Origin of the sequence: Klebsiella pneumoniae complex sp. WS1778 (assembly GCF_049472055.1) — a bacterium.
GTDB lineage: Bacteria > Pseudomonadota > Gammaproteobacteria > Enterobacterales > Enterobacteriaceae > Klebsiella > Klebsiella quasipneumoniae.
The window spans coordinates 41,567-67,158 of sequence record NZ_JBKGTJ010000002.1; the positions used below are offsets into that span (position 1 = coordinate 41,567).

A 25,592-nucleotide genomic window follows, 5' to 3' on the forward strand; every position below is an offset into this window, starting at 1 on the left:
GGCCACGCCGGGATTTTTGATGGAGTTCAGCGATGTCTGATTATCAAATGTTTGAGACGATCGTTCGCGATGTTGAACAGATCACCGCCCAGGTGAAGCGTTTTACGCTGGTGTCGCCGACCGGCGCCCCGCTGCCGGGATTCAGCGGCGGTAGCCATATTATCGTCCAGATGCAGGATGGCGAGCAGCGCTACAGCAATGCTTATTCGCTGATGAGCTCGCCGCTGGATACCACCAGCTGGCAGATTGCGGTGCGTCTTGAGTCGCCTTCCAAAGGCGGCTCGCGCTTTATGCACCAGCAGGTGCGCCCGGGCGATACCCTGACGGTGTCCACGCCCAACAACCTGTTCGCCATCGAACCACAGGCGCGAAAACATCTGCTGATCGCCGGCGGTATCGGCATTACGCCATTCTTGTCGCATATTCCGGAACTGGAACAACAGCAGGCCGACTGGCAGCTGCACTACTGTTTCCACGACGCCGACAATAATGCTTTCGTCGATGCGCTCAGCGCCGCGCCGTGGCGCGATCGGGTCAATATTCATGTATCAGCGCTCGGCAGCCGTCTCGACCTGCCGCGCCTGTTCGCCGACCTCGAGCCCGGAACCCACGTGTATACCTGCGGCCCGGCGGCGCTTAACGAGGCGGTGAAAGCCGCCGCCGAACGCCATCAGGTGCCCGCCAGTCAGCTGCACTTTGAGCAGTTTATCGTTGAGGATAAAGGCGGAGAGGCGTTTACCCTGGTGCTGGCGCGTTCCGGCCGCGAATTTACCGTACCGCAGAACATGACCATTTTGCAGGTTATTGAGAATAACAAAGCGGCGAAGGTGGAATGTCTGTGCCGCGAAGGGGTCTGCGGCACCTGCGAAACGATGATTCTGGAAGGGGAAGCGGACCACCGCGATCAGTATTACAGCGAGGAAGAAAAAGCCAGCCAACAGAGTATGCTGATCTGCTGCTCGCGCGCCAAAGGCGGCCGGTTAGTGCTGGATTTATAGCTCGCTCTCCGGCCAGCGCCGCTGGCCGGAAAACCGATCATAGCTCCAGCTCGCGGCGCAGCAGTTGCGCGATATCTTCGCGGCTCTCTGCGGATACCAGAGATTGACGGAACTCCGCGTGCATAATGCGCCGCGCCAGCCGCGAGAAGATGCGCATATGCTGATCGCCCGCCGAGTGCTTATTCAGCGTCAGCATAATCACAAACTGCGCCTCTTCATCGCCCCACATCACCGGCTGCGCCAGCCGGGCGACGCTGATGGTCGACTGCTCAATATGCTCGGATTTACTGTGCGGTATGGCGAAGCTAAAGCCAAGCCCGGTGGAGAACACCGCCTCACGGGCCCACAGGTCAGCCTCCAGCTTGCGTGGGTAGCGGCAGCGACCGGCCAGCAGCAGGTTATCCGTCATCCCCTTCAGCACTTCTTCCTTACTACGCCAGTCGCTGTTGAGCGTAATGCACTCGGCGCTCACCAGCGGCACCTCCTGCTGGCGCATACGGAACTGGGCCAGCAGATGCTCCACTTCCAGCGAGGTACGGCACTGCATCGCCTGATTCAGCAGCTGACGGCAGGCGCGGCTGTCCAGCTGCGCCAGACGCGCTTTGGTCGCCGGGATCGCCGGCGCGCTCATACTCAGTTCATCCAGGCCGAGGCCGACCAGCAGCGGCAGCACCGAACCTTTGGCCCCCAGCTCGCCGCACAAGCCGATCCATTTCCCCTGCCGGTGCGCCGCCTGCACGGCATAGTCCAGCGCACGCAGGAAGGCCGGGTTGAGACTGTTGTAATGGCGCGTCACTTTCGCGTTATCGCGGTCGACCGCCAGAAGATACTGCGTTAAGTCATTGCTACCAATGCTAAAGAAGTCCACCTCTTCGCAGCACTGATCGATGATGAACATCACCGACGGCACCTCCAGCATGATGCCCAGCGGGATTTTTTCATCAAACGGGATCTGTTCAACGCGCAGCGACTGTTTGGCCTCCGCCAGCCGCTCTTTCACCCACAGGATCTCTTCCATGGAGGAAATCATCGGGATCATGATCTTCAGCGCGCCGTGCGCCGAGGCGCGTAGAATCGCCCGCAGCTGAGTATGAAACAGCGCCTGGTACTCTTCATAGATGCGCACCGCGCGGTAGCCGAGGAAGGGGTTATTTTCCGCAGGAATGTTGAGATAGGCCACCGGCTTATCACCGCCGATATCCATAGTCCGCACAATAATGCTGCGCCCGGCGGCAGGCTCCAGCGCCTGACAGAAGATGTTGTAAAGCTCATCTTCCGATGGCGCGCCGGGCCGGTCCATATACAGCATCTCCGTGCGGAACAGGCCAACCGACTGCGCGCCATTGTTGAATGCCGCCACCGCCTCTACCGAATGGGCGATGTTCGCCGCGATCTCGACGCGGATACCGTCTTCCGTCTGCCCTGGCTTATCCAGCCATACCTGCTGCTGTTGCTGGATCTGCGCCTGAACCCACGCCTCCTGCTGATAGTATCGCGCCACCGCCGGACTCGGATCCACCACCAGCAATCCGGCGGTGCCGTCGATCTGCACCTGGGTACCCTCCCACGGCAACAGTGCGTCGAGGTCAACCCCCACCAGGGTCGGAATATTGAACGAGCGGGCGAGGATCACGGTGTGCGACGTGGTGCCGCCGCCGCGCAGCAGCAGCCCTTTGAGATGCGCTTTATCCAGTTCGAGAAACTGGCTGGGGGTCAGCTCGTCGGCAAGGCAAATGGCGGCCTCCCGCAGCTGGCCCGGGGGCGGAAAGCGGGCTTCGCCATAGATATGCTGCAACAGCTGGAAGCAGACATCGCGCACATCCAGCACCCGCTCCTGCAGATAGCTGTTGCCGGAATCACGGAACCGGGCGCAGAAGTGGTCGCTGGTGGCGACAATCGCCTGCGCGCAGCTCAGCCCGGTGAGAATACCGCCAAGCAGGTGCTGGCGCAGCGAGGCATCCGTCGCCAGCGAACGGTGAGCGTCGAGGATTGCGCTGGCGGTACCGTCATTGTCCAGCAGCCGCAGCTCGATATCTTTTACCAGCAGGCGCAGGCCATTATCCAGCGCCGCCTGCTCCTGTTCGGGACTGACGGCGCCCGGCAGTTCGCCCAGCTCGTGCAGATCGCGTGATTTGAGATGAACCAGCGTCCCTCCCGCGCTGCCGGCGCACACCGGATGGGCATGAAACAGCGTCGGGTTCAGCCGTGAAAGCGACTCTGGCACCGGCTGAACATCCAGCGTTGGCGCAGCGGGCAGCGGCGCGTCGCACTGCGGGAATTCATTTTCGATAAAGGCGCTTAAGGCGGCGAACGCGTCGGCTTCATCTTCGCCGTGAATGACCAGCTGGCAGGCATCGCCCTTCAGGGTATTGCTGCCGATGATCGCCAGCGCGCTCTTGGCATTTCCGCTGGTCTCGCGGCGCAGATTGCGCCATTCAATCGCCGATGAAAAACGGTTACACAGCGTTTCGACCAGACTGGCCGGACGCGCATGCACGCCGTTTGGCAAATCACATGTAAATTCAATGACCAGAGCCATCGCCTTCCTCCTGAGCAATCCATTATTTACCCAAAAGGTAATGAATGAAGGGGCCGGGGACTAGGTGATAAAACTGGCAATTACTGGACTATTGTACACACGATACTTTTTTATGCCCGCCATCACAATTCCATCCATTTAGCGCTCATCCTTCCTGCCATCACTAAGATTTGAGGTGGATCGCAATTCCTTTCTAACCTTACAAATGTCCAGTAAATGCACTTTTTCTCTACTGTTTTATGCGGCGCCCTTTTTCTAATGTTGAGCCATCAATACTGTCACGGGCCCTACAGCGCTCAGGAGCAAACAATGAACGAACTGGTGCAAATACTAAAAAATACCCGCCAGCATCTGATGACCGGCGTGTCACACATGATCCCCTTTGTGGTCTCCGGTGGGATCCTGCTGGCGGTGTCCGTCATGTTGTATGGCAAAGGCGCAGTTCCCGATGCCGCCACCGATCCCAACCTGAAGAAGCTGTTTGACATCGGCGTCGCCGGGCTGACGCTGATGGTCCCTTTTCTCGCCGCCTACATCGGGTACTCCATCGCCGACCGCGCCGCGCTGGCGCCCTGCGCCATCGGCGCCTGGGTGGGCAACAGCTTCGGCGCCGGCTTCTTCGGCGCGCTGATCGCCGGCATGATCGGCGGCCTGGTGGTCTACTACCTGAAAAAAATACCGGTCCACAAGGTGCTGCGCTCGGTGATGCCGATTTTCATTATTCCCATCATCGGCACCTTTATTACCGCCGGGATCATGATGTGGGGGCTCGGCGAACCGGTGGGCACGCTAACCGCTAACCTGACCGGCTGGCTGCAGGGTATGCGTGAAGGCAGCATCGTGGTGCTGGCCATCATTATGGGCCTGATGCTGGCCTTTGATATGGGCGGCCCGGTGAACAAAGTGGCCTACGCCTTCATGTTGATCTGCGTCTCGCAGGGGGTCTACAGCGTGGTGGCTATCGCCGCCGTCGGCATCGCCGTGCCGCCGCTGGGGATGGGGTTGGCGACGCTGATCGGCCGTAAATATTTCACCGCCGAAGAGCGGGAAACCGGCAAAGCGGCGCTGGTGATGGGCTGCGTCGGGGTCACTGAAGGGGCGATTCCCTTTGCCGCTGCCGACCCGCTGCGCGTTATTCCGGCCAATATGATTGGCGCTGCCAGCGGCTGCGTCACCGCGGCGCTGTTGGGGGCCCAGTGTTACGCCGGCTGGGGCGGGCTCATCGTGCTGCCGGTGGTCCAGGGCAAACTTGGCTTTATCGCCGCGCTGTTGGTCGGTGCCTGCGTCAGCGCCGCCTGCGTCATTGTGCTGAAAGCGCTGGCTAAAAAGAAATCGTCTGACGCTAAAGCCGACGACGAATTAGATCTTGATTTCGAAATTAACTAACAGACTGGAAGGAACAGATTATGACCCACATTATCGCTGTCACCGCCTGCCCGTCGGGCGTGGCTCACACCTACATGGCCGCCGAGTCGCTGGAAAGCGCCGCCAAAGCCAAAGGCTGGCAGGTTAAAGTCGAAACCCAGGGCTCAATCGGCATTGAAAACGAACTGACCGCCGAAGAGATCGCCGCCGCCGATATGGTCATCCTGACCAAAGATATCGGTATCAAATTCGAAGAGCGTTTTGCCGGGAAAACTATCGTGCGCGTCAATATCAGCGATGCGGTCAAGCGCGCCGACGCCATCATGAACAAGATAGACAGCCATCTTTCTCAGCGTACCTGAAGCCTTACAAGGGGCGCCCTCGCGCCCTTCGCCACCACATGGAGTTTGTCATGACGAATCGTACTCAACGCCTGAAAGCCAGCCTGTTCGCCCAGCCGCGCGAAATCTCCCTGGAGCGCGCTCTGCTGTATACCGCCAGTCATCAGCAAACGGAGGGCGAACCGGTGATTATTCGCCGGGCGAAGGCCACCGCCTGGATCCTCGATAAGGTAGACATTTCGATTCGTGATGATGAACTGATTGCTGGCAACCGGACCATCAAACCGCGGGCAGGCATTATGTCGCCGGAGATGGATCCCTACTGGCTGCTCAACGAACTCGACGCCTTTCCGACCCGGCCGCAGGACCGCTTCGCGATAAGCGAAGAAGATAAGCAAATATACCGCGAAACGCTGTTCCCCTACTGGGAAAAGCGCTCAATGAAGGATTTTATCAACGGCCAGATGACCGACGAGGTCAAGGCCGCCGTCAGCACCCAGATATTCAGCGTGAACCAGACCGATAAGGGCCAGGGCCATATCATCATCGACTATCCGCGTCTGCTCAATCATGGCCTCGGGGCGCTGGTGGCGGAGCTAAAAGCCCACTGCGAGCAGCAACCCGGGAACCACTTTTATCAGGCGGTGCTGATCCTGCTGGAAGCCTCCCGGCGCCATATTCTGCGCTACGCCGCGCTGGCCGAGGAGATGGCTGGGCACTGTCAGGACCCGCAGCGTCAGCAGGAGCTGTTAACCATCGCCGCTATTTCGCGCCACAACGCGGAGCACCGGCCAACGGACTTCCCCCAGGCCTGCCAGCTGTTCTGGTATATGAACATCATTCTGCAGTACGAATCCAACGCCAGCTCAATTTCACTGGGGCGTTTTGATCAGTATATGCTGCCGTTTTATCAGGCGTCGCTGAATGAGGGTCAGGATCCGGCGTATCTCAGGGAGCTCCTGGAGTCGCTGTGGGTGAAATGCAACGATATCGTGCTGCTGCGCTCCTCGAGCAGCGCGCGCTATTTCGCTGGTTTTCCCACCGGCTACACAGCTCTGCTCGGCGGACTGACGGAAACCGGACGCAGCGCGGTCAACGCGCTGTCGTTTTTATGCCTCGATGCCTATCAGAACGTGCAATTGCCGCAGCCGAATCTTGGCGTGCGGGTCAACGAGCTGATTGACCGCCCGTTCCTGCGTAAAACCGCTGAAACCATCCGCCTGGGCACCGGCATTCCACAGATTTTCAACGACGAGGTGGTGGTCCCCGCCTTCCTCAATCGCGGCGTGTCGCTGGAAGACGCCCGCGACTACGCGGTGGTCGGCTGCGTCGAGTTGTCGATCCCTGGCCGCACCTACGGCCTGCATGATATCGCCATGTTCAACTTGCTGAAGGTTATGGAACTGGTCCTGCAGGAAAATGAAGGGCAACCGGAGGTCAGCTGGGAAGGACTTATCAGTCAGATCCGTGACAAAATTCGTTATTACATCAAGCTGATGGTCGAGGGCAGCAATATCTGCGATATCGGCCATCGCGACTGGGCGCCGGTCCCCCTGCTCTCCTCGTTCATTGAAGATTGCGTCCGGCACGGCAAAGATATCACCGCCGGCGGCGCGCGCTATAACTTTTCCGGCGTCCAGGGCATCGGGATCGCCAACCTGAGCGATTCACTGCACGCCCTGAAGGGGATGGTTTTCGATCAGCAGCGTCTCAGTTTTGACCAACTGATGGCGGTCCTGAAGGCCAACTTCCGCACGCCGGAGGGGGAAAAGATCCGCGCCCGGTTGATTAACCGTTTTGAGAAGTACGGTAACGACATCGACGAAGTCGATAATATTAGCGCCGATCTGCTGCGCTTTTACTGCAAAGAGGTGGAGCAGTACCTGAACCCGCGCGGCGGCCATTTTACTCCCGGCTCCTATACCGTCTCGGCGCATGTGCCGCTGGGCTCGGTAGTGGGGGCTACCCCGGACGGGCGGCTGGCCGGCGAACAACTGGCGGACGGCGGCCTGTCGCCGATGGTCGGTCAGGATGCTCAGGGGCCGACGGCGGTGCTGAAATCGGTCAGCAAGCTGGATAACTATCTGCTGTCGAACGGTACGCTGCTTAACGTCAAATTCACCCCGGCAACGCTGGCCGGCGACGGCGGGCTGAACAAGCTGGCAGACTTTTTACAGGCTTTCTGCAAGCTCAAGCTGCAGCATATTCAGTTTAACGTGGTCAATGCCGACACCCTGCGTGAAGCGCAGCAGCGGCCGCAGGACTTTGCCGGCCTGGTGGTGCGCGTCGCGGGCTACAGCGCCTTCTTTGTTGAGCTGTCGAAGGAGATTCAGGATGACATCATCCGCCGCACCGCGCATCAGCTGTGAGGTGATCGAGACGCGCGCCGATCGGGCGCGTATTTTTAACCTGCAGCGCTACTCGCTCAACGATGGTCAGGGGATCCGCACGGTGGTCTTTTTCAAAGGCTGCCCCCACACCTGCCAGTGGTGCGCCAACCCGGAGTCAATGTCGCCGAAGATCCAGACCCTGCGCCGGCAGAGCAAATGTCTGGGCTGCACCCGCTGTCTGCAGGACGTCGCCGAGTGTCCCTCCGGGGCATGGGAGCAGATCGGTCGCGACGTGACGCTGGAGAACCTCCTTCAGGAGGTGCTCAAAGATGAAGTCTTCTTCCGCGCCTCCGGCGGCGGTGTCACCCTCTCCGGCGGGGAGGTGCTCATGCAGGCCGGGTTTGCCGCCCGTTTTCTTCAGCGCCTGCGCCAGTGGGGGATCCGCACCGCCATCGAGACCGCCGGCGACGGCGCCTTTGACCGTTTGCTGCCGGTGGCTGAATCCAGCGACGAAGTGCTGTTTGATTTTAAAATCATGGATCCTGAGCTGGCGCGGTCGCTGCTGCGAATGAATCAGCTGCGGGTACTGGACAATTTTCGCCAGCTGGCGACAAGAAACATCAATCTGATCCCGCGGGTGCCGCTGATCCCGGGTTACACCATGAGCGTGGATAATTTTCGCCAGATACTGGCGTTTCTCGCGCCGTTCGCGCTAAAAGAAATGCACCTGTTGCCGTTTCATCAATATGGCGAGCCAAAATACCGTCTGCTGGGCAAACCCTGGACGCTGGCCAGCGTGAAAGCGCCTGGCGAAGCGGACATTCAACCTTATCGGATAATGGCCGAAGCGGCCGGATTCCACGTCACTATCGGCGGTTAACGCCAGGAGGATGTTATGGACTTCAATATTGTCGCCGTCACCGCCTGCGTCAGCGGGGTGGCGCACACCTATATGGCTGCCGAACGGCTGGAAAAGGTCGGTCATCATGAAAAATGGCACCTGAAGGTGGAAACCCAGGGCGCGCTCGGCGTTGAAAATCGCATTACCGCAGAAGATATCGCCCGCGCCGAAGTGGTGCTGCTGGTGACGGATATCGAAATTGACGACGCCCAGCGCTTTAGCGGCCTGCGGACGATTAAAACCAGCATCAAGAGCTTCCTGCTGCAGCCGCAGCAGATCGTCGAGGCCGTGAAAAGCATCATGAAAAAGCCGGTCGTCTATGTAGAACTTCCCTGACCGGCGACGAGTCTTACTCTACATCCAGCAGCCACTTTTGCGCTGGCGTCAGGCGGCTTGCCGTTTCCGGCGTCAGCCAGCGCCGCTGGTCCTGCTGCGGCGTATCCGCGCGATCGATATATAACCCATGCAGCACGCGTCGTCGGCTACCCTCACGATTACGGGTACCGCCGTGCCAGGCGTGGGCGTTGTAGATCATCACGCTGCCGGCCGGCGCAGCAAACACAATCTCGTCTGGGTGGGCCTGTTCCGGGTCGTCCAAGACTTCTTCCGGCAACTCCGGCCGCAGGTGGGTTCCAGGGATAATCCGCGGCGCGCCGTTAGCGGCGCTTAAATCGTCTATCGCCCAGATGGTATTCACCAGGTGGACTTTGGGAAAATCCGGGCGCGGCTTTTTCCAGTCGGCGTGCAGCGGCTGGTGACCGCCGTTATACAGCGCCTCACGCGCATTAAGGCTGGAGACTTTAAAATCACCGTTGAAGATATAGCGGCAGGCGGAGAGGATCAGCGGGTGGGACCAGACTTTCTCCCAGATAACCCCCTTATTCACCAGGTTGGCGATCCGCGTCGCAGTCGCTTCCTGATGGTGTTCCATCGCCAGATTGTCGCCTTCACGCTCAACCAGGGTATCAATTAGCCGGCGCATTTCGCTCAGCCACTGGGCGTCAACGACGTTATGCACGACGGTGTAGCCGAGGGTGTCGAGTTCATGTTTCATTTGCGCACTAAGCGCCTGACTGGCGCCTAACGCATCGAGAAAACTAGCCGATGGTGAGTTCATTTTGCGTTCCTTTTTAACGTTCCGATAACACAAACAAACTCTACTGGTCCATCCGCGGCATGACAGGAGGCGAGCGCTACGAAAAACTGGACATACGTACGCGAGCCACCGAAGTGTGATGGGCATCAACAATCTCCTCTCCGGCGATGCATGCGCGGCGCCTGGCAGGGAATTCGCTGCGCAAATTGACGAAACAAACGCTGTCTGGGGATAAAAAATAGATTACCATCAACAGGATAATGCGCATGCTGAGGGCAAAGAATGATTGAAGATCTGCCAGATATTCTGCATCGGTTAATCAGTCAAAAAGATCATTTACAGGTGAGATTTCCTGAGCCGGATATCTCCGTCCCTGCCCTCGCCCTCAACGTGCCGTTTCCGCGTCTGGAAATAGTGCTGGAGGGCCAGCTCAGTGAACAGGGGCTGCCACTGGCCGCCTCGACGTTAACCACTTTACAGGTGCTGTACGTGCAGGCGGGAAAATGGACGCTGCCGCAGTGGACCGGCCCGGCCACCACCCTGAGTATTCTGTTTGGTCGACAGAAGCTGGGGTTCAGTATTCAGCGCTGGGACGGGAAAAGCCTGCACACGGAAAAGCAAAGCGTTGCCCGCCTTGGACCGCGCGTGGGCTCTTACCTGTTGCTGAGCCTGAACGAAGTCAGCCTGCAGCCCGATCCGCTGACCGCGCGGTTGGTGGTCGCCGCGCTGCTGAGTCACTGTCGCGAACAGCTGGTTGGGCTGGAAATGCGCGTCAGTCGCAGCCGGGATCTGTTTCTCGCCGTTCAGGACTACCTCGAGGAAAATCTTAGCCTGCCGCTGACGCGGGAATCGGTGGCCAGACGTTTTCACATCACGCCCAACTATCTTTCGCATATTTTTCAGAAATCAGGCTCGGTGGGATTTAACGAATATCTGACCCGGGTGCGTCTGGAAAAGGCAAAACAGCTGCTGCGCGGCTACGACCTGAAGGTGAAAGAGATCGCCCATAACTGCGGCTTTGTCGACAGCAACTATTTTTGCCGGGTCTTCAAACGCTACACCGAGCGTTCGCCGTCAGAGTATCGGCGACACTGCCGCAGCACGCAGCAGACCTAACCTGCCGTGTCGGAATATTACGCCCACTCCACGCGCCCACGCCCGTTGTGCTTGGCCTTGTACAGTGCCTCGTCGACTTTGCGGATAAACGTCTCCTGCGCTTCACCCGGCCGCCAGGTTCCCACGCCAATGCTGATCGACAGCGGCGCCTGATGATTGATCAGGATGATGCGGGCATTGTCGAGGATCGACTGCGCCAGGGCGTGCAGCTCAGGCTCCGACAGGCCATCGACGATAATGGCAAACTCTTCCCCACCAATACGCGCCGGCAGGACCTGCTCGCTGGTCAGTTTCGCCAGCTGTTTCCCCAGGGAAAATAACACTTCATCCCCCACCAGGTGGCCCCAGGTATCATTGATTTTCTTGAAAAAATCGATATCCAGAATCATGAGCCCCAGCGCATGCCCGGACTTTTCGCGAATGGTATCGATGAAAAAACGGCGATTGGGCAACTGGGTGAGCTCATCCTTCAGTGATTGCGAGCGCGCGTCAACGTACAACAGGTTGATGCGCTCAATAATTTTGTAGACGCCCACCACGGTCAGCAGCATCCCGGAGAGGCGCAGCAGATCTTCGCAGTAATAACCCATCCAGCGCGGCTGAACCACTATCTCATCCATCACATCGAACGTGCCGCCAGCAATCCACAGCAGCAGCCCATAGCGCACCCAGTTGACGGCGATATGGCTAATCCGCACCTTTGCTGAGCTCCACAGCATAAACACCAGAAACAGCAGCGCCAGCAAATCGATATAGAGCCCGGGGTTGGCCAGGATCTCACGCCACGTGCCGATCGGCGGCGACACCAGCGCACAGCCGACAGCGACGGCGACGATGACCAGCAGCGCAGGCAGCAACGTACCCCGCGCCAAAGCGGACGGAATGGAGCGATTCGCAGGAGTATGGCATTCAGGCATAACGATGTCTCACGGTAACAACAGGGCCGATCGCGGGACAGGATAGCAGTTAAGCGCAGCGGGACGAATGAAAAAGCGACGCGCCGACAAAACGGCGGTGAGGTAGACTGACCCCGCGGAATTGTTCCAACGTACTACCACTCCATGGCGACGAGGTCAGTGGCGCGGATACTATCGGCTAAATCCGTCAGTTGATTAGCTTTCCGTGCGGCGCCACCGTTATCCGGCGGCGCCTGCTCAGAGATTAGCCGCTGAACACGCGCGCCTTGCCGCTGACCGTCAGTCGCACCGTCGCGCCTGGCTGCCACGCCGGCTGGCTTACGGTTCGCAGAACAATCGGCCGATCGTGCCCGGACATCGACAGCGTCAGCGTGGAGAGCTGGCCGGAGAAATCAACATCGCGGATGGTGGCGGTACTTTCCTGTGGTCCGCTCACGCTGACGCTCAGCTGCTCCGGACGCAACATCACCTTACCTTCACCAGCAGGATGCGCTGCGTCTGTCGCCAGGTCGCCCAGCGCGCAGCTGGCCCGCCCGGGGCTCAGCCGTGCGGGGAGGATCAGGGCATCGCCGAGAAACAGCGCCGTCTCTTCGTCCACCGGCTGCGAGTAAACCGTCAGCGGGGTACCCACCTGGGCGAAACGTCCCTGGCGCATCACCGCCACCTGTGTGGCGAACGACAGCGCTTCGGTCTGGTCATGAGTCACCAGAATCGAGGCGATGCCGGTCTCCGCCAGCAGATCGGCGGTCGCTTTGCGTGTGCTGGCGCGCAGTCCGGTGTCCAGGGCAGAAAAGGGCTCATCGAGCAGCATCAGCGCCGGCTGCTGGGCCAGGGCGCGAGCCAGGGCCACACGCTGCTGCTGGCCGCCGGAGATCTCATGCGGCCAGTGGCGCGCCAGGCTATGGTCAAGGGCGACCATCTCCATCAGTGCGCCCACCCGACGACGTTTTTCCTCGCGGCTGGCGTCCAGCCCCCAGGCGATATTGTCCGCGACATTGAGGTGAGGAAATAGCGCCCCCTCCTGCGGAACGTAGCCGATCCGTCGCTGGTGGGCAGGAACAAACACGCCCTCGGCAAACAGAGGCGCGCCGTGCATCACGATGCGTCCGCTGTCGGGCGTTTCGAAACCGGCAAGGATGCGCAGCAGCGTGGTTTTTCCCGAACCCGACGGACCCACAATTGCCGTCCGGCTACCCGGAGCCACCTGAAGATGAATATTATCGAGGACCTGCGCATCGGCGAAGGATTTCGAAACAGAAGACAATTCCAGCATGTTACAACCCTGCCATTTTTTTCGACTGCATATAGAGAACCGCCGTCAGCGGCAGCGAAATGATGATCATCAACAGCGCGTAGGGCGCCGCCGCCACATAGTCGATCTCGCTGGTTAACGCCCAGAAGCCGGTCGACAACGTGCGGGTGCCTAACGGCGAGAGCAGCAGCGTGGCGGTAAGCTCATTGCTGACGCCAAGGAACACCAGCGCGGCGCCGGCGGCCGCCCCCGGGGCGGCAAGTCGCATGGTGATACTCCACAGGGCGCGGGCCGGGCTGCGTCCGAGACTGCGGGCGACGTTTTCCAGCTCCACCGGCGCCTGGGCGATACCGGCGCGCAGGTTAATCAGCGCCCGCGGCATAAACATTAACAAATAGGCCAGAAACAGCGTCACTTCGGTCTGGTACACCGGACGGGCATAGTGGATGGTGACGGTGACCAGCGCCAGCGCGGTCACAATGCCGGGCAGCGAGCTGGTGATGTAATTACACCCCTCCAGCAGGCGGAACAGCGGACGCGGATAGCGCACGCCGAGCCAGGCGATGGGGATCGCGCAGACCGTCGTCAGCAGCGCCCCGCCCGCCCCCAGCAACAGAGTCTGGCGCAGGGAATGCCACAGATCGGCATGTAGCCAGTTATCGATACCGCCCAGCCACAGCCAGCGCCCCAGGACCAGCAACGGCACCCCCATCGCCAGCAGCACCAGCAGCAGAAGCAGCAGCTGCGCGCCGAAGGCGGCCCCTTTCCCCAGCACCAGGCGCTTCTGCTCGCGCGCCGCCCCGGCGCCGATACGCGCATAGCGCGCTTTACCACGCGAAGCGCTCTCCAGCAGCAGGATCGCCAGACAGCTCAGAGCCAGCACGCCCGCCAGCATATTGGCGGCCGGACCGCTGAAGGTCGACTGGAACTGATCGTAAATGGCGGTAGTGAAAGTATCGAAGCGGATCATCACATACAGACCATATTCCGCCAGCAGATGCAGGGCCACCAGCAGCGCACCGCCGCAGACGGCCAGCCGCAGCTGCGGAAGCACCACCCGGAAAAACACTTTCCACGGCGGCGTGCCCAGCGACGCGGCGACATCCTCAAGGGTGGGATCGAGTCGGCGCAGCACGGCCGCCACCGGCATATAGATAAACGGATAGTAGGCCAGCACCGAGAGAAACACCCCAGCGCCCAGGCCATGCAGCGAGGGCACAGCGCTGATCCAGGCGTAGCTCTGGACAAAGGCCGGAATGGCCAGCGGGGCCACCGCCAGAGCCGACCACAGCTGCCGCCCGGCAAGCGCGGTACGTTCCGTCAGCCAGGCCAGCGTCACGCCAAGCACAATGCTGATGGGGACAGTCAGCACCGTCAGCCACAGGGTATTGCTGAGCAGTTCGCCTACCCGCGGGCGAAAGACCAGCGCTTTGATTGTCGGCCAGCCGGTATCGAATCCGACCGCCACCACAAACCCTAACGGCAACAGCGCCAGCAATGAAAACAGGAGCGCTAAGGCAACCATCGGAAATGCAGGACGCCTGCGCTCAGGCAGGCGTCCTGTTTTCTTTCCGAGCGACAGACTCAGAACAGACATAGCAACATCACTTCCTCAGGATCAGAGCAGGCCAGCCTGCGTCATCAGTTCAATGACCTTTTTACTGTTCAGCGAGGAAGGTTCCACCTTCGGGGCATCCAGATCTTTCAGCGGGGTCAGTTTCGGGTTAGAGGCCGCGTCTACCCCCACCGCATATTCGAAGGCGTTATTGGTGCGCAGCGCATCCTGTCCCTGCTTACCGGTGATCCATTTAATAAAGGCCTGCGCCTGTGCTTTATGTTTGCTGGAGGCCAGCACGCCGCCGCCGGAAATGCTGACGAAGGCCCCCGGATCCTGGTGTTTGAAGTAATACAGTTGGGTGTTTTTGCTGTTCTCGCCGGTTTTTGACTGGTCAACGAAGCGATAGTAATGATAGATCACTCCGCCGTCGATCTGCCCGGCGTTGACCGCTTTCATCACCGTGCTGTTGCCTTTATAGGCGACAAAGTTGGTTTTCATCGCCTTCAGCCAGTCGAGGGTCGCCTGCTCACCCTTCAGCGCCAGCATCGCGCTGACGATAGCCTGGAAATCAGCCCCCGATGGCGAAGCCGCCCAGCGGCCCTTCCACTCCGGTTTTGCCAGATCCATCAGCGAGTGCGGCAGCTGCGCCTCGCTGATTTTTGCCGGGTTATAGACGAACACGGTGCTACGCGCGGCGATGCCAATCCAGCGACCGTGCTGAGGGCGATATTGTGCCGGAACCTGCTGCAGGGTGGCCGCATCCAGCGGGGCAAAAAGTTTGGCGTTATCAACCAGCACCATCGACGGTGAGTTCTCGGTCAGAAACACATCAGCTGGCGACGCGGCGCCTTCCTGAACCAGCTGATTACCCAGCTCGCTGTCATCGCCATTGCGCAGCGTGACTTTAATACCAGTCTCTTTCGTAAATCCATCCACCCACGACTTCACCAGATTTTCGTGTTGGGCGTTGTAGACCACAATCCCGTCCTGACCGTCAGCCGCCATCCCCTGCGGCGCCAGAAACAGAGAAGCGGCAACCAGCGCTGCCGTACAGAGGGGCGATAAGCGAGATTTCATGAACGCATCCTTAATGAACCAGGGAAATTAATGGTAAATAGCCTGAGCGGAGAGGATTAAATCACAGCAAAAAAAGAATGATAATGAAAACAATTATCATAAACTTAAAAAAGCAAAAAATAGCGCAAGCACGCCACTACGGACTGGAAAATGCTAATAACCAGCCGGCCCAGAAAAATATATTAAGAAAACATTAATTTTTTATTTTTATTACCGGCAGAAGAGGTACGTAGCGTCAACGCGATATAACCGGCCTTTGTCGGCAGGTATTGTGATAGCGATCATATTTTTATGATGCACCGTCATCGCGGAAGTTATCTCCCTTCTACGATCATAGAAAAGCCTTTACTGCCAGAGAGATGGTTCACTTTATGCACAAACACCATTGCATGCCCAACAAATGAAAGAGATAAAGCGACGAAACGCATGGATTGCCTTTTCCCTGGCGCTGGTGGTATTTCTGGCTGGCGTGTTCGTAATAAACTGGCAACTGTGGCATTCCGATCAGGCCTCGCATGTCGCCACCGCCCGTCAGGCGGCAAAGAAAATCGCCGTTATTCTGGATGAGGCCCGCGCAGCAACGATGACGGCGATGAACGTTAGCCGCGGCGGTTGCTCCGTGCAGGGCCAGTTTCAGCTCGGGACCGAGGCCGCCCTGCAGCCGCATCTGCGCACAATTGTGCTGGTAAAACAGGGCCAGGTGTGGTGCTCGTCGCTGCCGGGCAATCGGGTACTGATGCTCCATCCTGAGTCTTTACCCGATGAGCCACTGCAGCTGCTGCCCGCCAGAATGATGGTGAATAAGCGGCCAGTGCTGATCTATCACACTCGTTCGGCGCAGGTAAGAGTCATTGTCAGCATCAGCGATATCCATTTGCGCGATGCCTTGTATAGCGATGAGGATAACGGCGGGCTGGCGCTTTTGGTTCACAATCAAATGATTGCCAGATATGGCGATGTGAAGCCACTCAACGCTGGTCCGAACCAGGATATTTTTAGCTCACCAGACTATCCATTTCATATTGCCTATCCTGAGTCGCCTTTTTTTAGCCCCGGCCGCTTATTTCATAATGGGTCCGGGCTGCTGATTTTTATTTTCTCTGTTTCGTTGCTGTTTTATTTTCTGTTGCGCAAATACCTCAATGTCTATACCTCAGAAGAGGAGAGGCTGCGCTACGCCATCGCTCAGGGCGCTATCGTTCCCTACTATCAACCGCTGGTGAACGGCAAAACCGGAGAGATCTATGGCGTGGAAATCCTCGCCCGCTGGCCAAACACCACGGCGCAGTGGCGTTCGCCCGCTGAATTTATTCCGCTGGCCGAGCGTACCGGCTTGATTATCCCACTCACTTGTAGCCTGATGGCGCAGGTCGCCGCCCAGATGAGGCCGATCTTCAGTAAGCTGCCGGACGGGTTTCATATCGGCGTCAATATCAGCGCATCACATATCAACGCCCCGTCGTTTATCGATGACTGCCTGCACTTTCAGCGCGGCTTTGAGGGCACAGCGGTGAAGCTGATGCTGGAGATCACCGAACAGGAGCCGCTGTTGCTCAACGAGGCGGTTGTCGACAAGCTCAACGCATTACACTCCCGCGGGTTTTCCATCGCGCTGGACGACTTTGGCACCGGCTATTCCGGGCTTTCCTATCTGCATGAGCTGGTTTTCGACTATATCAAAATCGATCAGAGCTTTGTCGGCCGGGTGACTGACGAGGCGCCGTCAAGCAAACTGCTGGACTGCGTGATAGAGATGGCGCGGACGTTGTCACTGCGCATCATTGCCGAGGGCGTCGAAACTCAGGCTCAGCTAGAGTATCTCAATCGCCAGAATATTCATCTACTGCAGGGCTACTTTTTCTGGAAGCCGATGCCCTACGTCGCGCTGGTGATGCTTCTGCTGAGCAAACCAAAGGCGCGGATTATCGAAGAATGAACGGGCGATCGATAATCCGCGGCCTTCCAGGCCTGCCTGAGCGTCATTTCGCAGTCAACAGGTTCAGTGCATCCTGACGAGTCTCTTTAATCGAAAAGACGCGATCCATGCGGGTGAGCTTGAACAGGTTTTGGATTGTCCCATTGACCGAGCAGAGCACCAGCTCTCCCTGCCCACTGACGCTCTTGAGAATGGATACCAGGGCGCCCAGGCAGCTACTGTCGATGAAATCGACGTGGCTCAGGTCCAGCACCAGGTTTTTCGTCTGACCGTCAAGAGCCTCAAGAACCTGCTGCTTAAACGCTGATGCGACGGAAGCATCCAGCCGGCGAACCAGGGGGACAATGACCTTGACGCCCTGCTCAGTATGTAATTCAACGTTCATGTTCATCCTCAATGTTGGCTGATAACCGTCGACGCGTCCCTGCTCTGTTCGGCATGTGTTCTCTTTAGCACCTGATACCCCAAATATCCCTGGCGTAGCCGCGGATGGTTCGGTCGCTGGAAAATTCCCCCATCCGGCAAATATTGAGCAAGGCCCGGCGGTGCCACTGATCCGGCTGTTCAAAATCGGCCATTGCCTGCCGTTGCACCAGACAATAACTGTCGAAATCCAGCAGATGGCAGTAATGATCGGCCCCTGTCAGCATCTGATGCAGCGGCGCAAACAGCTCGCGATCGGCTGAAAACAGCCCGGACACTAGGCTATCGACAACACGCGCGATAGCCGGGTTGTCATGATAGAACCCATGATGCCGCCCAAGGCGTCGGCTCTCTTCAATCTCTTCCGCCACCGCGCCAAACAGATAAAAATTCTCGCTCCCCACCGCCTCGCGGATTTCGATGTTCGCCCCATCATAGGTGCCAATAGTTAACGCCCCGTTCATGGCAAACTTCATATTGCTGGTGCCGGACGCCTCGGTGCCGGCGGTGGAAATTTGCTCAGAGAGATCCGTGGCGGGAATGATTTTCTCCGCCAGCGAGACTTTATAATCTTCGAGGAATACCACTTTAAGCTGCCCGGCAACCTGCGGGTCACTGTTAATTTTTCGGGCAACGGTATTAATCAACTGAATAATCAGCTTTGCCATCCGATAGCCTGGCGCCGCTTTACCCGCAAACAGATGCACCTTTGGCGCGATAGTGCGCCCGTTCTCTTTGATATCCAGATACAGCGCGATCACGTGCAGAATATTGAGCAACTGGCGCTTGTATTCATGAATACGTTTGACCTGACAGTCAAACATCGCCAGCGGATCCAGCGCGATGCCGTAGCGTTGAGCCACCAGCTTGCTGAGTGCGGTTTTATTGGCAAATTTTATGGCCCGGATACGCTCAATCACGGCTGGCTCGCTGGCCAGATCTTCCAGGCGGGAAAGCAGGGGTAAATCAGTTGGCCACCCTTCCCCCAGTTGTTGCTGTAAAAATTCTGCCAGGCCCGGGTTAGCCTGCTGCACCCAACGACGCGGCGTGACGCCGTTGGTCTGATTAATGAATTTCTCCGGGGTCATAAAATAGAAGTCGGGCACCAACTGTTTTTTGACCAGTTCCGAATGCAGCCACGCTACTCCGTTGACGCGGTGGCTACCGACAATGGCCAGATTAGCCATGCGAATTTGCTTATCGTGATGCTCGTCAATTAAAGACAGTGAAGATAACAGATGAGGTTTATCCGGCCAGCGCCGGGCTACTTCTTCAAGGAAACGATGGTTAATCTCAAAGATAATCTGCAAATGACGCGGCAGTAGTTTCTCAAACAACGACACCGGCCAGGTCTCCAGCGCTTCCGGCATCAGCGTATGATTGGTATAGGCGCAGGTATTTTGCGTTATCTCCCACGCCTGCTCCCATGGCAGTCGGTATTCATCGACCAGGATCCGCATCAGCTCCACCACCGCTAATGCCGGATGGGTGTCATTAAGCTGAATAGCCACATGCTGCGCTAGCAAAGTAATGTCGTCATTAACCTCGGCATAGTCACGAAAAATATCCCGTAGCGTACAGGCCACCAAAAAATACTCCTGCGTCAGACGCAGCTCTTTTCCGGTCAGGACCTCATCGGAAGGATAGAGTATTTTTGAAATATTCTCCGAGGCGATTTTCTCACTTACTGCCTTAATATAATCCCCGCGATTAAAAATATGGATATTAAAGGAGTCAGAGGCCACCGCGCTGTAAAGGCGCAGCGTGTTAGTTGATGTATCCCGGTAGCCGGAAACAAAATAATCATGGGGAATACCGATGATGGTTTTCCAACCGAGCCACATCGGATTGTAGTTGCCATCAATATCTTCGCTGTGCTCAATATACCCCCCCAGCGGGATCAGAATTTGCTGAGCGTGATGCTCCACCAGCCATGGGGAATGCATGGAGTGCCAGTCATCAGGATGCTCGACCTGCTGATCGTTTTGAAAGGACTGGCGAAAAAGCCCATATTCGTATTTGATGCCATGCCCGGATGCGGCAATATCAAGGGTAGCCATCGAGTCGATAAAGCAAGCGGCTAAACGGCCTAACCCGCCGTTACCCAGCGCGGCGTCAGGCTCCTCGTCAAGGATCAGTTCAAGATCAAACCCCAGGTTATTGACCACCTGGCGCATCTCATCCAGTAAATTCATATTCACCAGGTTATTACGCAGCGACTGGCCGAGTAAAAATTCCATCGACAGGTAGTAAACGCGCTTTTTTCGCTCTTCGCGCTGCCGCGCCTGGCTCGTCAGAAAATGGTCCTGCTGAAAATGACGAATGGCTAGCGCCACCGCGTTAAAAATATCGCCATTTGTCGCTTTATTTAAGTTAACACACAGCGTGTATTTTAATTTCTGTTCAACCAACGCCCGTAATGCTTTGATATCTTGCGGGTTAATGACAGGCATGCTGACCTCACTGGTCTCTGTTTCTGCGAAAGCACCATGGCAGGTAAATCATCGTTTTCCAAGTATAGACGAAGATATTTTGCACCAGGTTTTTTATTCCTGAGCACCATTTCCGTTTATAATGTGAGACTGAATAATTAAAATAACAACAATTTGAAATGGATTAATCGTCACATTTTCACCAGCGATAACGCTGCAGGCAGGGTGGGTTTGCGCAGTCGTGACGTGAAGATGACGCGCCGTCAGAACGGCCAGGGGAAAAGTAAAAAGGGGTTACCTTTCGGTAACCCCTTCTTTTATATGGCGGAAGCGCAGAGATTCGAACTCTGGAACCCTTTCGGGTCGCCGGTTTTCAAGACCGGTGCCTTCAACCGCTCGGCCACACTTCCGGTGTGAGGCGCACTATAAACACCTCGGCGGATGCTGTAAAGCACCATTTTGTTCAACTGCCTTAAAAACAAACAATTTTGTGTTATTCGTCTGAATTTCAGGCAGTTCGCGCAGAAAATCAGCGCCTGTCGCCGCTAGCGGATGGGTGTTTTTTAATGTACATGTCTTTGGTGTAGTAATACCCCAGCTTATCCGGCGTGAAGCCTCCCACCCAGGGTTTCACTAAATGGGTACGCACATAGTGATAGACCGGAATGGCGGGAACATCCTGCGCCAGCAGATCTTCCGCCTGTTGATAGTATTTGCCCCGGCTCGCCACGTCGGAGGCTTTCGCCGCATTGCGCAGCGCCTCATCGTAAGTCGGGTTGCTGTACTGACTGGTGTTCTCGCTATCCCCGGTACGGAAAGTGTTGAGGAAGGTGGCGGCATCGTCGTAGTCGGCGGTCCAGGCATAGCGGACAGCGTCAAAGTTATGCGTATGCATGGTATCCAGCATCGTCTTCCACTCCTGGTTCTGCAGCTTCACCTCGACGCCGAGGTTTTTCTTCCACATAGAGCTGGCGGCGATGGCGATACGCTGGTGCGACTCATAGGTGTTATACAGCAGGGTAAAGACCAATGGGTGACTGTCATCATACCCCGCCTGCGCCAGCAGTTTTTTCGCCTCGGCAATCCGCTTCTCGCGCGGCCAGCTGGCGTAATCCGGGTTGTGCAGCGTCACACCGCCGATATCCGGCTGGCTGATCACCCAGGCCGGGCGCTGCCCCTGGCCAAGTACTTTTCCGGCAATGATATCTTTATCAAGCGCCATATTCAGCGCGCGACGCACTCGGGCGTCGTTAAACGGCGGCCGGGTAGTATTGAATTCGTAGTAATAGGTCGCCAGCTGCGGCGAAACGTCCAGCTGGTCGCCCATGGTTTTCTGCAACTGCGCAAACTGATTGATCGGCACCGTATAAACAATATCGATCTCCCCCGCTTTGTAGCGGTTGACATCGGCAGCCTCGGAAGAGATGGGCAGGTAAGTCACTTTATTAATAACGGTGTGCGCATTATCCCAGTACTTCGCATTACGTTCAGCCACCAACCGCTCATTCACCACCCATTGGGTCAGCTTATACGGGCCGCTGGTAACGATATGCTCTGGGCGGGTCCATTTATCGGCAAAACGCTCCACCAGCACTTTGTCGATCGGTACCAGCGAAGGGTGCGCCAGCATCGCCAGGAAGGCGGCATTCGGCTGGTTCAGAGTGACCTGCAGCGTGGTGTCGTCCAGCGCTTTCACCCCCAGCGTCTCCGGTCCCTTTTGCCCCAGGGCAATTTCACGGGCGTTGGCGATATGCATATTGCCGGGATAGCTCGCATAGGGGGAGGCGGTGGTTGGCGAGACCAGCCGTTGCCAGCTCCAGACGATATCCTGCGCCGTGATGGCCGTGCCGTCGGACCAGGTCAGACCAGGGCGTAAATGGAAGGTCCATAACAGGTTGTCCTTGTTTTCCCAGCGTTCCGCCAGTCGGGGCTGGATCGCCCCCGCAGGCGTCACGCTGACCAGCCCTTCAAAGAGATCGCTAATGATGTTGAATTCAATGTCGCTCTCGACTTTATGCGGATCGAGTGAGGCAGGTTCACTGCCGTTATTTCTGACCAGTTCCTGCTTTTCTGCCAGCTGAGTCCCCGGCGGCACCTGCGCCGCCTGCGCCCCGCCGAACATTGCTATCATACTTACGGCCAGGAGCGTTCGCGTGATGTGATTGTTTTTATGTAATGTCATTTCCCTTTGCCTTTAACGTACGGAGTTATTCCCCCTTCCACACTTAGTCGCAGAATTTCAATAAAGCAATATTTTTCAGCAACCTATAAGATTTCGATCGGCTCACCGAAGCGAAACGCGAAAACATATCGCTTTTTCCAATCCATGTAGAATTTTATGCTAGTCAAACGCGGCAAAAACTAAGTAAAGATGGGTAAAAGCATTAGGGCTTCACGCTTGTTTTTCTTATTCTTTATCCCTAATTACATCTGTCATAAGAGAGTGACTCATGGATCGCATAATTACATCATCGCGTGACCGTTCCTCGCTGCTCAGCACGCACAAGGTTCTGCGTAACACCTACTTCCTGCTCAGCCTGACGCTGGCGTTTTCCGCCATCACCGCTACCGCCAGCACGGTGCTGATGCTGCCTTCCCCGGGGCTGATTTTGACCCTCGTGGGGATGTACGGTCTGATGTTCCTGACCTATAAAACGGCGAATAAGCCCACCGGGATTATTTCCGCCTTCGCCTTCACCGGCTTTCTCGGCTATATCCTTGGGCCGATGCTGAACGCATACCTTTCTGCCGGCATGGGCGATTTAATCGGCCTGGCGCTGGGCGGTACGGCGCTGGTCTTCTTCTGCTGCTCGGCCTACGTGCTGACGACGCGCAAAGACATGTCTTTCCTCGGCGGTATGCTGATGGCCGGCGTCGTGGTGGTGCTGATTGGTATGGTCGCTAACCTGTTCCTGCAGCTGCCGGCGCTGCACCTGGCGATTAGCGCGGTGTTCATCCTGATCTCTTCGGGCGCCATCCTGTTCGAGACCAGCAACATCATCCGCGGTGGTGAAACCAACTACATTCGCGCCACGGTCAGCCTGTATGTCTCGCTGTACAACATCTTTGTCAGCCTGCTGAGCATCCTGGGCTTCGCCAGCCGGGACTAACCGCTCCCCTGCTACCAGAGGCCTCGCTTATGCGGGGCCTTTTTTTTTGCTACACTGCGGCCAGTTTCAGGCGGTATGTGAAAAATTATGTTTATTTTTGAAGGCAACGAAATTGAGACGGATAGCGAAGGCTATCTGAAGGATACTACCCAGTGGAGCGAGGCGATGGCCGACGTTATCGCCGCGCAGGAAGGGATAACGCTCGCCGTTGAGCACTGGGAAGTGGTGCGCTTTGTGCGCGAGTTTTACCTTGAATTCAACACCTCACCGGCGATCCGCATGCTGGTCAAGGCGATGGCCAACAAGTTTGGTGAAGAGAAAGGCAACAGCCGCTATCTCTATCGCCTGTTCCCGAAAGGCCCCGCCAAACAGGCGACCAAAATCGCCGGGCTGCCGAAGCCGGTGAAGTGCATCTAATAGAGGATCGCGAATTTGTCCCAGCTGCGGGTGGGTTGATGGGGTTCAGTCAACACTCGGTCAACCCGCGCGCTGCGCGGCCCGCCGGCTTTCAGCCAGGCGATGAGTTTCTCCACCTGCTCCGCCTCGCCGCAGGCAAGGACTTCTACGCCGCCGTCGTCCAGATTGCGGGCATAGCCGGTCAACCCCAGCTGCAGCGCTTCCCGCTGCGTGGAATAGCGAAACCCTACGCCCTGAACGGAACCGTATACCCATGCCATGGTGCAGATACTGGCCATTAACCTCTCCTTTTGACTTACCCTTTACGCTGAGGATAGCAAATTCGCTCAGCGTACGTGCTTTGGTAGTAAACCATAGTGCTGGCGAAAGCGCGCGGTAAAGCGCGATCCCGACTGATATCCGCTGTTCTGCGCGATTTCGCCTATTGGCCGCGAGGTGGTCTGCAGCTGTCCCAGGGCGTGGGCCATCCGCACCTCCTCGACGATCTGGCGAAAACTCTGCGATTCCTGCTGCAGACGACGGCGCAGCGTGGACTCTCCGAGAAAGAGCATTTTCGCCACCCGCGACACGCTCCATGCCTGCGCCGGCGATAGCATGACCAGCTGCCGAACCTGCGCCGACAGATCCTGCTGCCGCTCGACGAGCAGCGGGCCGGCATACCCCGCCTCGTGGAGCGCCAGCAGCAGGCCCATGGTCTGGTGCTGCTGCAAAGCAGTGGATAATCCTTCCCGCACCGCCTGGAGAACGCTTTGCCACATAAAAGCCAGCTCACTGGTCACCGGGGCGCAGAGCGAAGTCAGACGCCCCGGTGGTTTTTCGCTGAGATAGCGGGTCTTAAACGCCGTCAGCAGCTCAGGCGTCAGCGACAGCAGATCGGAGCAAAAGAGGCCGTTGTCCGGCTGGTTAATCACTTCCAGCTCAACGTCAGCCGGCAACACAATCAGCTGTTGCGGTGTCGCCAGCACACGGCTCTCCCCTTGCACAATCACTTTGCTCCCGCGTTTCACCCGACAGAGCGCCGGGGAAAACAGACGCACGCGGTGCAGCCTGCACAGCCGTCGGGTGGTAATCTCCGCGGCAGTCAGGGCGTTATGCTGAAAATGGATACTCTCCATCAGACCGACCTTTTGTTTTAGCGCCCGGCCGTCGCCGTCAATTGCGCTCTGGCGAGAGCATGGCTGTGTAACAGATACCCGACCAGCGCCCCGCTGGCCTCGGCATTCACCGGCAGCGTGGGGACATCCAGCGCCCACACCGTAAAACGGTAGCGGTGCGGTTTATCTCCCGCCGGCGGGCAGGCGCCGCCGAAGCCGGCATAGCCAAAATCATTGCGCCCCTGCACCGCTCCGTCCGGCAGTGTAGCGCTGTTTTTATCTCCCGCACCAGCGGGTAACGAAAAGACGCTGCTGGCGATATTGACCACCGTCCAGTGCCACCAGCCGCTGCCGGTAGGCGCATCAGGATCCCGGACGGTGACCGCGAAGCTGCGCGTCCCCGCTGGGGCATTTTTCCATGCCAGCTGCGGAGAGACATTGCCTCCGGTACAGCCGAAACCGGCAAACCAGTGCTGCTGGGCCAGCGCTTGCCCGTCATGCATATCATCGCTGCTTACGCTAAACGGCGCTGCCATCGCGCCACTGCTCACTGCCGCGACCATCGCCACGGTCATCCGCATTCCTGTTTTCATCGTCTTCTCCTCCTGGGGGTGAGAAGACAGGGTATGACAGTCCATGCACGGTGAATGTGCCGATGCGCCTGCGTTTTGTGCCGAAACGCTCACCTGC

21 protein-coding genes, 1 tRNA gene and 2 pseudogenes are annotated in these 25,592 nt (G+C 57.6%); 11 read left to right on the forward strand and 13 right to left on the reverse strand.

Going from position 1 to position 25,592, the window contains the following annotated elements:
* Positions 1-32 precede the first annotated feature (32 nt).
* Positions 33-998, forward strand: coding sequence for a PDR/VanB family oxidoreductase (locus ACLEXF_RS10235; protein ID WP_407259862.1), 966 nt, complete (start codon positions 33-35; stop codon positions 996-998).
* Positions 999-1,035: 37 nt separating this feature from the next.
* On the opposite strand, the gene ptsP is transcribed toward ACLEXF_RS10235, so the two are convergent.
* On the reverse strand, positions 1,036-3,537 hold the full coding sequence (gene ptsP, locus ACLEXF_RS10240) for a phosphoenolpyruvate--protein phosphotransferase (protein ID WP_259116442.1): 2,502 nt from the start codon (positions 3,535-3,537) through the stop codon (positions 1,036-1,038).
* A 309-nt stretch (positions 3,538-3,846) separates the two neighbouring features.
* Here ptsP and ACLEXF_RS10245 point away from each other — a divergent pair, with 309 nt between their 5' ends.
* From ACLEXF_RS10245 to ACLEXF_RS10265, 5 genes are read left to right on the forward strand one after another with little or no spacing between them, the layout of a single operon-like run.
* Positions 3,847-4,923 carry a PTS fructose transporter subunit EIIC gene (locus ACLEXF_RS10245; protein ID WP_407259863.1) on the forward strand — a complete coding sequence of 359 codons (1,077 nt, stop codon included), beginning with the start codon at positions 3,847-3,849 and terminating at the stop codon, positions 4,921-4,923.
* 20 nt (positions 4,924-4,943) lie between these two features.
* Positions 4,944-5,264 carry a PTS fructose-like transporter subunit IIB gene (locus ACLEXF_RS10250; protein ID WP_004201463.1) on the forward strand — a complete coding sequence of 107 codons (321 nt, stop codon included), beginning with the start codon at positions 4,944-4,946 and terminating at the stop codon, positions 5,262-5,264.
* 50 nt (positions 5,265-5,314) lie between these two features.
* Complete coding sequence (locus ACLEXF_RS10255; RefSeq protein WP_023317880.1) at positions 5,315-7,612, forward strand: formate C-acetyltransferase; 2,298 nt, start codon at positions 5,315-5,317, stop codon at positions 7,610-7,612.
* The gene (locus tag ACLEXF_RS10260) at positions 7,578-8,453 is read left to right on the forward strand and encodes a [formate-C-acetyltransferase]-activating enzyme (RefSeq protein ID WP_423265763.1); all 876 of its coding nucleotides are present in this window, start codon (positions 7,578-7,580) and stop codon (positions 8,451-8,453) included. The genes ACLEXF_RS10255 and ACLEXF_RS10260 overlap by 35 nt, the downstream gene beginning before the upstream one ends.
* Before the next feature lie 15 nt (positions 8,454-8,468).
* Positions 8,469-8,810 carry a PTS fructose-like transporter subunit IIB gene (locus ACLEXF_RS10265; protein ID WP_004201460.1) on the forward strand — a complete coding sequence of 114 codons (342 nt, stop codon included), beginning with the start codon at positions 8,469-8,471 and terminating at the stop codon, positions 8,808-8,810.
* A 13-nt stretch (positions 8,811-8,823) separates the two neighbouring features.
* On the opposite strand, the gene ACLEXF_RS10270 is transcribed toward ACLEXF_RS10265, so the two are convergent.
* Positions 8,824-9,591 carry a phytanoyl-CoA dioxygenase family protein gene (locus ACLEXF_RS10270; RefSeq protein WP_017899475.1) on the reverse strand — a complete coding sequence of 256 codons (768 nt, stop codon included), beginning with the start codon at positions 9,589-9,591 and terminating at the stop codon, positions 8,824-8,826.
* A gap of 261 nt (positions 9,592-9,852) precedes the next feature.
* On the opposite strand from ACLEXF_RS10270, the gene ACLEXF_RS10275 reads away from it, so the two are divergent.
* Positions 9,853-10,686 (forward strand): helix-turn-helix transcriptional regulator, encoded by an 834-nt coding sequence (locus tag ACLEXF_RS10275; protein WP_032455802.1) that lies wholly within the window; start codon positions 9,853-9,855, stop codon positions 10,684-10,686.
* Positions 10,687-10,703: 17 nt separating this feature from the next.
* Here ACLEXF_RS10275 and ACLEXF_RS10280 read toward each other — a convergent pair whose 3' ends face one another.
* From ACLEXF_RS10280 to ACLEXF_RS10295, 4 genes are all read right to left on the reverse strand, one after another.
* Complete coding sequence (locus ACLEXF_RS10280) at positions 10,704-11,603, reverse strand: GGDEF domain-containing protein (protein ID WP_114505845.1); 900 nt, start codon at positions 11,601-11,603, stop codon at positions 10,704-10,706.
* Positions 11,604-11,847: 244 nt separating this feature from the next.
* Complete coding sequence (locus ACLEXF_RS10285; protein ID WP_023317877.1) at positions 11,848-12,876, reverse strand: ABC transporter ATP-binding protein; 1,029 nt, start codon at positions 12,874-12,876, stop codon at positions 11,848-11,850.
* 1 nt (position 12,877) lies between these two features.
* A complete protein-coding gene (locus ACLEXF_RS10290) occupies positions 12,878-14,452 on the reverse strand; it encodes an ABC transporter permease (RefSeq protein WP_043521068.1) in 1,575 nt (524 codons plus the stop codon).
* Between the two features lie 21 nt (positions 14,453-14,473).
* Positions 14,474-15,490 (reverse strand): iron ABC transporter substrate-binding protein, encoded by a 1,017-nt coding sequence (locus ACLEXF_RS10295; protein ID WP_023317875.1) that lies wholly within the window; start codon positions 15,488-15,490, stop codon positions 14,474-14,476.
* A 400-nt stretch (positions 15,491-15,890) separates the two neighbouring features.
* Here ACLEXF_RS10295 and ACLEXF_RS10300 point away from each other — a divergent pair.
* Together ACLEXF_RS10300 and ACLEXF_RS10305 are read left to right on the forward strand one after the other, a co-directional pair.
* Positions 15,891-16,502 (forward strand): annotated as a pseudogene (locus ACLEXF_RS10300) (CSS-motif domain-containing protein); the annotation flags it as partial.
* Between the two features lie 162 nt (positions 16,503-16,664).
* Positions 16,665-17,426, forward strand: a pseudogene (locus ACLEXF_RS10305) (EAL domain-containing protein); the annotation flags it as partial.
* A 43-nt stretch (positions 17,427-17,469) separates the two neighbouring features.
* On the opposite strand, the gene ACLEXF_RS10310 reads toward ACLEXF_RS10305, so the two are convergent.
* The 4 genes from ACLEXF_RS10310 to ACLEXF_RS10325 form a co-directional block, all read right to left on the reverse strand.
* Entirely contained in the window at positions 17,470-17,811 is a 342-nt protein-coding gene (locus tag ACLEXF_RS10310) for an STAS domain-containing protein (protein WP_004201450.1), read from the reverse strand.
* A 64-nt stretch (positions 17,812-17,875) separates the two neighbouring features.
* Positions 17,876-20,302, reverse strand: coding sequence for a glycogen/starch/alpha-glucan phosphorylase (locus tag ACLEXF_RS10315; RefSeq protein WP_114505844.1), 2,427 nt, complete (start codon positions 20,300-20,302; stop codon positions 17,876-17,878).
* A gap of 301 nt (positions 20,303-20,603) precedes the next feature.
* Positions 20,604-20,691 (reverse strand) — tRNA-Ser (locus ACLEXF_RS10320).
* A gap of 119 nt (positions 20,692-20,810) precedes the next feature.
* Positions 20,811-22,463, reverse strand: coding sequence for an ABC transporter substrate-binding protein (locus ACLEXF_RS10325; RefSeq protein WP_423265764.1), 1,653 nt, complete (start codon positions 22,461-22,463; stop codon positions 20,811-20,813).
* Positions 22,464-22,731: 268 nt separating this feature from the next.
* On the opposite strand from ACLEXF_RS10325, the gene yccA reads away from it, so the two are divergent.
* Together yccA and tusE are read left to right on the forward strand one after the other, a co-directional pair.
* A complete protein-coding gene (gene yccA / locus ACLEXF_RS10330) occupies positions 22,732-23,391 on the forward strand; it encodes an FtsH protease modulator YccA (RefSeq protein ID WP_002898458.1) in 660 nt (219 codons plus the stop codon).
* A gap of 87 nt (positions 23,392-23,478) precedes the next feature.
* Entirely contained in the window at positions 23,479-23,808 is a 330-nt protein-coding gene (gene tusE, locus ACLEXF_RS10335) for a sulfurtransferase TusE (RefSeq protein ID WP_004201447.1), read from the forward strand.
* Here tusE and yccX read toward each other — a convergent pair.
* Genes yccX through ACLEXF_RS10350 form a run of 3 tightly spaced genes read right to left on the reverse strand, consistent with a single transcriptional unit; the run spans position 23,805 to position 25,495 of the window.
* A complete protein-coding gene (gene yccX / locus ACLEXF_RS10340) occupies positions 23,805-24,086 on the reverse strand; it encodes an acylphosphatase (RefSeq protein ID WP_004201446.1) in 282 nt (93 codons plus the stop codon). The two genes, tusE and yccX, sit on opposite strands and share 4 nt — an antisense overlap.
* Before the next feature lie 48 nt (positions 24,087-24,134).
* Positions 24,135-24,923 carry an AraC family transcriptional regulator gene (locus ACLEXF_RS10345; RefSeq protein ID WP_004201445.1) on the reverse strand — a complete coding sequence of 263 codons (789 nt, stop codon included), beginning with the start codon at positions 24,921-24,923 and terminating at the stop codon, positions 24,135-24,137.
* A gap of 17 nt (positions 24,924-24,940) precedes the next feature.
* The gene (locus ACLEXF_RS10350; protein ID WP_060656400.1) at positions 24,941-25,495 is read right to left on the reverse strand and encodes a YbhB/YbcL family Raf kinase inhibitor-like protein; all 555 of its coding nucleotides are present in this window, start codon (positions 25,493-25,495) and stop codon (positions 24,941-24,943) included.
* Positions 25,496-25,592 lie beyond the last annotated feature (97 nt).